2 protein-coding genes are annotated in these 8,777 nt (G+C 70.3%); both read right to left on the bottom strand.

Annotated features, from left to right (window positions below):
• Positions 1-1,944, bottom strand: a 1,944-nt coding sequence (locus tag J7I98_RS42720; RefSeq protein WP_214928808.1) for a condensation domain-containing protein, incomplete at its 3' end; no start/stop codon positions are given.
• Positions 1,941-8,777: non-ribosomal peptide synthetase (locus J7I98_RS33335; RefSeq protein ID WP_214928807.1), on the bottom strand; the 6,837-nt coding region annotated here is incomplete at its 5' end. The genes J7I98_RS33335 and J7I98_RS42720, both read right to left, overlap by 4 nt.

The raw sequence follows: 8,777 nt of genomic DNA, 5'->3' as shown, positions 1-8,777 counted from the left end.
CACCCACAACTCATACGTCGACGCATCAAAAGCATGGTTGGCCTGCACCAACACCCGCTCGACCACGTCATCACGCCAACTACGGTCAGCGACAAAACTCGCCACATTCCCGTGCGTCACCGCCACACCCTTAGGCGTGCCAGTGGAACCCGACGTGTACATCACGTACGCCAGGCTGTCCGGCGACAGGAGCCGCCCCGGATCCACCGGCTCAGCGTCAAACAGCCCCGCCACAGCAGTCGTCTGGAGACCGTCAAGATCACGGTCGGCCACCACTACAGAGACCCCGGCCTCCGCCACCACCGCACGCAACCGCTCCACCGGATGATCGCCATCCAGCGGCACATACGCCGCACCGGCCTTCACCACGCCCAGCAGCACCGGGACCAGGTCAGCCGACCGGTCCATCACCACGCCGACCCGGCTCTCCGGAACCACACCCCGGCCGACCAGGGCATGCGCCACCCGGTTCGCCCGCTCGTCCAACTCCGCATACGTCAGCGACACACCGCCACCAACAACCGCAACCACACCCGGAGTCCGCGCCACCTGCGCCCCGAACAACTCCGGCAACGTCACCGCAGAAATCGGCCGAGCAGTGTCGTTCCAGCCGTCCACCACCAGGCGCCGCTCGCCCTCGTCAAGCACATCGAGCCGACCCACCGGCATCGCGGGGTCGGCGGCGATCTGCTCCAGGAGCCTGACCAGCCGGTCTCCCAGGGTCTGCACGGTCGCCGCGTCGAAGACGTCGGGCTGGTAGTCGAAGCGCAGTTCCAGCTCGTCCAGCGGGGCAACAGCCAGGGCCAGCGGGTAGTGGGCGGCGTCCTCGCTCGCCGCGCCGTCGATCTTCAGGCCGCTGAGCTGCAGCGGCCCGTCGGGGTTGCGCGGATAGTTCTGGTACACCAAGAGCGTGTCGAAGGTCGCCCCCGTACCGGCGAGGCGCTGGATCTCCGTCAGCCCGAGGTGCTGGTGCGGGATCAGCTCTGCCTGCTGGATCTGGAGGTCGGTCAGCAGCTCCGCGACCGTCCGGTACGGATCGAGACGCACCCGCACCGGCACCGTATTGATGAACAAGCCCAGCATCCGCTCAACACCAGGCAGATCAGCCGGACGACCGGCCACCACAGCACCGAAGACCACGTCACTCCGGCCGGTCAGCATGCCGACCAGAACACCCCACACCCCCTGCACCACGGTGTTCAACGTCAGCCCGTGCTCACGCGCCGTCTCCCGCAGAGCGTCCGTAAGCCGGGCGCATGCCCGTACCGTCGTGTGTCCGGGGACGGACGTGTTCGCACCAGGGCCGGCCGGGCGTACCAGCGTCGGGTCGACGGTCCCCGCCAGCGCATCCCGCCAGGCGTTCCGTGCCGCATCCTTGTCCTGACGGCCCAACCACGCCAAGTACTCCCGATACGACGTCACCGGCGGCAACACCGACACATCGCCACCCGCCGCATACAACTCAGACAACTCACCGAACAAAACCGGCAGCGACCAACCATCCATCAAAATGTGATGCATCGTCAGCACCAGCTGATGACGCGACTCGTCCAGCTTCAGCAGCAACAACCGCAGCAGCGGCGGAACCGCCAGATCGAACCGGGCCTTCTCCGCGTCCGCGAGCCGATCCGCCTCGGCCTGCTGCTCGGCCCCGTCCACCCCGGACAGATCAACCTCGCGCCACGGCAGTCGCACCCCCGAAGCGATCAGTTGGACGGGGTCGCCCGTCCCTCGCCGCTGGAAGCTCGCCCGCAGGGTCGCGTGCCGGTCGAGCAGCGCCTGCCAGGACGTGCGTAAGAGGTCGATGTCCAGTGCGCCCCGGAGTTCCATCGCACCCTGGAGCACGTAGACATCGTGGGCGTCCTCGTCGTATCCCGCGTGGAACAGCAGACCTTCCTGGAGCGGCGACAGCGGCCACACATCTTCGATACGCACCTGGGTCACTGGGGTCCCTTTTCGTCTGCAAGCCTGATCTGGAACTCGTCGATCTCGTCCTGGGCGAGTGTCACCAGGGTGAAGTCGGAGGGCGTATGACCGGTGGTGCGGGAAGCACCGTCCGGGTCGGTGGTGTGGGCCACCAGTCCCGTGAGCATCGCGACCCATCCGCTGGCCAGCTCGTGGAGCGCGGCCCGGTCGAGCAGCCCGGTCGGGCAGGTCAGTGTCACGGTCAGTTCGGGCCCTTCCGGCAGATCGCGGACCAGTCCACCGGCTTCGAGGGCATGGGAAGCGGCCATCCGGGCGTCCGCCGTTCCGCCCAGGACCACGTCTCCGACAGGCTGCCAGCTCGCCTTTCCGATGTCATGGCCGTCCAACTGCCGAACCGTGGAGGGAAAGCGGCCGAGGTAGTTGAAGCCGATCTGCGGCGTCGGCACAGCGGACAGAGCCGGGGCCGTCTCGGGGTTGAGGTAGCGAAGGAGCCCGTAGCCGAGTCCGTCGCCGGGTACTGCGCGCAGCTGCTCCTTCACCTGCTTGATCAGGACGGCCGCCGCGGCTCCACCGGAGCGGATCGTCGCGTAGTCCGTGGTGCCGGGGTCGAGCCGTACCGGGTAGGAGCCGGTGAACCAGCCGACGGTCGTGGTCAGGTCGAGGTCGTCCGAGATCGGGTCCTCGCTCAACGGCACCCGGCCGTGGCCCTCGACGTCCACGAGCATCCCGGCCTCGGTGTTACGGCCCCTCCCCCGCTGCCACTCGGCCACCGCACCGGCCAGACCGGCCAGCAGGACGTCGTCGACGCCTGCGTAGAACGCCGCCGGAACGCGGGTCAGCAGGTCCGCCGTCACCGGGACGGGCACCGGCAGGGAGACGGCGTGCACGCCGGCGGCCACGGTGTCCACGGACGGGTCGAGCGCCCTCTTCCCGATCAGCGGGTCGGGGCCGTCGAGCAACCGGGTCCAGTTCGGCAGCTCGGCCACCCGGCCCGCCTCGGCCGCCTGCTTCTCCAGGGCGCGTGCCCACCGCCGGAACGACGTGTCGACCGGGTCGAGTTCGACGTCCCGTCCGGCCTCCAGGGCCTCGTACGTGGCCGCGAGATCCGGGAGGAGCACCCGCCAGGAGACGCCGTCGACGACCAGGTGATGCGCCACCAGCAGCAACCGTCCGGGCACTTCGGGCCCGGCGTCGAACCACACCAGCTGGATCATCACCCCTGCCTGCGGGTCGAGCCGGTCCACCGCGCGCCGGAACTCGGCTGCCACGTCCGGCGTCGGGGCGCGCATCACGCAGTCGTCGCCCGACGGCCCGGAGCCCTTCTCCGGCACCATCAGCGAATCCGGCTCGCCGTCGACGAGTTCGAGACGGGCGCGCAGGATGTCGTGATGGTCGAGCAGCGCCCGTACGGCCGTCGCCAGCCGGGACAGATCCAGGTCTGCGGGCACCTCGACGAGCATCGACTGGGTCAATGATCCGGTCAGCGCGGTCGGTCCCGCCCGCTCGGCCAGTTCGCGCATGACGGGCGTCAAGGGCACTCGTCCCACGGGCACATCGGGTTCCCGCACCACGGCGACGGGGTCGGTGGCGGTCGCGGTGGCGACCCGGGCGAGGCCCGCCGCGGACTTGTGCTCGAACACCTGCCGGGCGGTGATCACCACTCCGGCGCGACGGGCGCGTGAGACGACCAGCATCGACATGATCGAGTCGCCGCCGAGCTCGAAGAACGAGTCCTCCGCGCCGACCCGTTCCAGGCCCAGGGCTTCACCGAACAGGCGGCAGAGCACGTCCTCGACCGGCGTGGCCGGGCCTCGGCCGGCCGGGCGAGCGCCGGGCTCGGGTGCGGGCAGCGCGGCCCGGTCGAGCTTGCCGTTCACCGTGACGGGCAGCGCGTCGAGCGCGACGACGGCGGCCGGAACCATGTGCTCCGGCATCAGCCCGGCCACGTGGTCGCGCAGCGCCCCGGCATCGATGCCGGTGTGCGGATCCGCGGGCACCACGTACGCGACCAGGCGCTTGATGGGGCGGGCACGGCCTTCCCGCCGGTCGGCGCGGGCGATCACCGCTACCTGGCCCACGCTCTCGTGCGCGGCCAGCACCGCCTCGATCTCGCCGGGTTCGATCCGGAAACCTCGGATCTTCACCTGGTCGTCGACCCGGCCCGCGAACCGCAGTTCGCCCCCGGTGGTCCAGCGCGCCAGGTCGCCGGTCCGGTACATCCGCTCCCCGGAGTCCGAGAAGGGGCAGGCGACGAAGCGCTGCGAGCTCAGATTCGGGCGCCGGACGTAACCGCGCGCCAGTCCCGTCCCCGCGACGTACAGCTCTCCGGTCACTCCGGGGGGAAGCGGGCGCAGGTGCTCGTCCAGTACGTACACCCGGACGTTGGCGATCGGGCCGCCGAGCGACACGACGTCGGGGAGCTCGGCGGGCGCCGTCCAGCAGGTGACGTCCACCGTGGCCTCGGTCGGGCCGTACTCGTTGTAGAACGACCGTCCCGGAGCCCACCGCCGCACCACCTCGGGGCTGCATTCCTCGCCCGCGGTGACGACGTGCTCGATCTTCCGCAGCACCGCCTCCGTCCGCGCGTCGTCCCCCACGAGCGTCTCCAGGACGCTCGGTGTGAAGGTGACGGCGTTGACGGCCAGAGTCTCCAGCTCCAGCAGGATGTCGCCGTCCCGCTGGGCGACGCACAGGGTCGCCCCGCCGGCCAGCGTCGGGTAGATCTCCGACACGGACGTGTCGAACGACACCGAGGCGAACTGCAGGACCCTGTCGCCGGGACCCCAGCCGTAGGCGCCGACCCGCCAGTTCACGTAGTTGACGAAACCGCGGTGTTGCACCGCGACGCCCTTGGGCGTCCCGGTCGAGCCGGAGGTGTAGATCACGTACGCGGGGTGGGAGGGACGTAGCGGCGTAACCCGGTCGGCGTCGCTGGGAGCGTTCGTCGGGCGGCCGGACAGGTCGGCCACCACGTCCGGGGCGTCCCAGATGAGCCGTTCGAACCCGGCTGCGGTTTCCGCACTCCTGCCGGTGCACACCACCAGCGCCGGGCAGGCGTCGGCGAGCATGAAGCCGATCCGCTCGGCCGGATAACCGGGGTCGATGGGCACGTACGCAGCGCCCGACTTGAGCACGCCGAGCAGCACCGCGAACAGGTCGGCCGACCGTTCCATCAGTACGCCGACCAGGTCCTCCGGGCCGATTCCCCGGTCGATGAGCCGGTGAGCGACTTGGTTGGCCCGCGCCTCCAGCTCCGCGTACGTCAGGGCGTCGTCCTTGCTGACGACCGCCTCGAGGTCGGGGGTCCGCGCTGCCTGGGCCTCGAACAGGTCGGTGAGCAGCGTGGCGTGGACGGGACGGGTGGTGTCGTTCCAGTCCTTGAGGATCCGCTGCCGTTCGGCCGGTTCCAGTACGTCGAGTTCGCCGACCCGGAGTTCCGGGTCGAGGGTGATCTGTTCCAGGAGCCGGGTCAGCCGGGCCACCAGGGCCTGGACCGTCGGCTCGTCGAACACGTCGGGCCGGTACTCCAGCCGCAGTTCCAGTCCGTCGCCGGGGGTCGCGATGAGAGTGAGCGGGTAGTGGGCCGCCTCCTCGCCCCCGCCTCCGGTGATCGGGAGTCCTCCGGGCTGAACCGCTGCGTCGGGGTCGTGCGGATAGTTCTCGTAGACGACGAGGGTGTCGAAGGTCGCGCCCGCGCCGGCGATGCGCTGGATCTCGGTCAGGCCCAGGTGCTGGTGGGCGATCAGTCCGGCCTGCTGGACCTGGAGATCTGCCAGCAGGTCGGCGAAGCGCTGCCCCGGACGCAGGCGGACGCGCACCGGGACGGTGTTGATGAACAGCCCCAGCATCTGCTCCACGCCCGGAAGTTCGGCGGGACGGCCCGCGACCGTCGCACCGAACACCACATCGGTGCGGCCAGAGAGCATCCCGACCAGGACCGCCCACGCTCCCTGGACCAGGGTGTTCAGCGTCAGCCCGTGTTTGCGGGCCGTCGCTTGCAGCGTCCGGGTGAGTGGTTCGCCGGTGCGGGCGACGACGTGTCCGATCTGTTCGCCGGCGCCGTCGACGGGTCCCACCAGCGTGGGGTCGTCGGCACCGGCGAGCAGCTCACGCCAGGCGTCTCGGGCGGCGTCCTTGTCCTGACTACCCAGCCAGGCAAGGTAGTTCCTGTACGGGGTCACCGGCGGCAGGGCGCTCGCGTCGCCGCCGGCCGCATAGATCTGTGACAGCTCATCGAACAGGACGGGCAGCGACCAGCCGTCCATCACGATGTGGTGCGAAGTCACCAGCAGCCGATGGCGCGAGTCGCCCAGCTTCACCAGCAACAACCGCAACGCCGGTGGAACCGCCAGATCGAACCGGCTCCCCTGCTCTTCCTCGGCCAGCCGGACGGCCTGCGCCTCGGCGTCCGCCTCGGACAGACCGGACAGGTCCACCTCGCGCCACGGCAGCACCACATCCCGTACAACCACCTGGACCGGACTCGCCATCCCGGCCGACTGCCGGAACCCGGTCCGCAGACTCGCATGCCGGTCCAACAACGCCTGCCACGACGCCCGGAGCACACCGGTGTCCAGGGCTCCTTCGAGGTCCATGAACCGCTGACCCACATAAACATCGCGGGCGCCCTCGTCGTACCGGGCATGGAACAACAGCCCTTCCTGCAACGGCGACAACGGCCACACATCGACCAGACCCGGAACAGCCGCCTCCAGCTCCTCGACCTCACCCTGACCGAGAGCGACCAACGGGAAGTCGGACGGAGTGTGCCCACCGCTGCCGGACTCGGCGGCGTGGGCCGCCAGGCCGCCGAGCATCGCCACCCAGCTTGCGGCGATCTGGTCCAGCGCCGCGTCGTCCAGCAACCCCGCCGGGCACGCCAGCGAGATCGTCAGCTCGGGCCCGTCGGGAAGGTCGCGGACCAGTCCGCCGGCGTCGAGCTCGTGCGTCAGAACCATGCGCTCGTCGGCCGTCCCGCCCAGGACGGTGTCGCCGTCGGGCTGCCAGTTCCCGCGCACGTCGTCGTGGGTGGGAGTGAAACGGCCGAGGTAGTTGAAGCCGACTCGCGCCACAGGCAGTCCGGCGAAAGCCGGGGCCGTCTCCGGGTTCAGGTGGCGCAACAGCCCGTAGCCGAGCCCGTCACCAGGGACTGCCCGCACCTGCTCCTTGATCCGCTTGAGCAGGCGGCCCGCGTCGGCGCCTCCTGCCCGGATCCGGTCGTGGTCGACCGTGCCGGGATCGAGCCTGACCGGATACGAGCTCGTGAACCAGCCGACCGTACGCGACAGGTCCATGTCGTCGGAGAGCGGCACGCGGCCGTGGCCCTCCACGTTCACGAGCAGGCCGCCCGGTACTTCACGCCACTCGTCCACGGCCGCGACCAGACCGGCCAGCAGTACATCGTCGATACCGGCATGAAAGGCGGCGGGTACCCGCGTAAGCAGCTCCGACGTCACCGCCACGGGCACCTGGAACTCGACCCGCCGCGTCCCACCGGCCACCGTGTCCACGGCCGGATCGAGTGCGCGCTCACCCAGAACAGGGTCTGGGCCTTCCAACATCCCGGTCCAGAGCGGCAGTTCGGCCATCCGATCCGCGGTCAGCGCCTCCGCGGTGAGGGCCTCCGACCATCGCCGGAACGACGTGGTCGGCGCATCCAGGCCCGCATCCACGGTCGTATCCAGGCCCGACATGTACGCGGTCGCAAGGTCCGGGACCAGCACACGCCACGACACACCGTCGACCACCAGGTGATGCGCCACCACCAGCAACCAGCCGGGCAGGTCGGGTCCGGCGTCGAACCACACCACCCGCACCATCCGCCCCGCGAGCGGGTCGAGTTGCTTCGCCTCCTCCTCGGCGTACGACCGCATTACGCCGATCCGCTGCTCGGGGTCGGCGTCCAGGCCCGCCGCGTCCACGCGCCGCACCTCAGGCAGCCCGGAGCGCTTCTCCGGTACGACGAGCGAGTCCGGCTCACCGTCGGCGAGCTCCAGGCGGGCACGTAGTACGTCGTGGTGGTCCAGCACCTTCCGAACCGCCGCCTCCAAGCGCGTCAGCTCCAGCCCGGCCGGGACCTCGATCAGCATCGTCTGGGAGAACGCCCCGGTCAGGACCGTCGGGCCCGCCCGCTCGGCCAGCTCGCGCATCAGCGGGGTCAGCGGCACGGCCCCGACCGCCCGCTCGTCCACGCGTCCGCTCGTCTTCACCGTCGCGGCGACCCTGGCCAGCGCGGCCGGGGTCCGGTGCTCGAACATCTGGCGCGCGGTGATCACCACTCCGGCGCGACGGGCCCGGGAGACGACCAGCATCGACATGATGGAGTCGCCGCCGAGCTCGAAGAACGAGTCCTCCGCACCGACCCGTTCCAAGCCCAACGCGTCGGCGAACAGCCGGCACAGCACCTCTTCCACCGGAGTCGCAGGGCCCCGACTCTCCGACCCGGCGAACTCCGGGGCGGGCAGCGCGGCACGGTCCAGCTTCCCGTTGACCGTGACGGGCAATGTCTCAAGCTGCACGATCGCGGCGGGCACCATGTACTCCGGCAGCCTGTCAGCGGCGTAGTCCCGCAACAGGTCGGCGTCGAGGGCGCCTTCGGCCGGGACGACGTACGCGACCAGCCGCTTGGTCCCGGGCTGGTCCTGCCTCGCGAGCACCACGACCTGGGCGACGGTGTCGTGCTCGGCCAGTACGTTCTCGATCTCGCCCGGCTCGATCCGGAAGCCGCGGATCTTGACTTGGTCGTCGGCGCGGCCCGCATAGAGCAGCTCGCCGCCCGGCGTCCAACGTGCCAGGTCACCGGTCCGGTACAGCCGGCCGCCGTGAGGTGAGGCGACGAACCGTTCCGACGT

The sequence above is a fragment of the Streptomyces sp. ISL-98 genome (assembly GCF_018614055.1).
GTDB lineage: Bacteria > Actinomycetota > Actinomycetes > Streptomycetales > Streptomycetaceae > Streptomyces > Streptomyces spiramyceticus.
The sequence above is the reverse complement of the archived record's forward strand: the minus strand, read 5'-3'. Positions and strand labels throughout refer to the sequence as shown.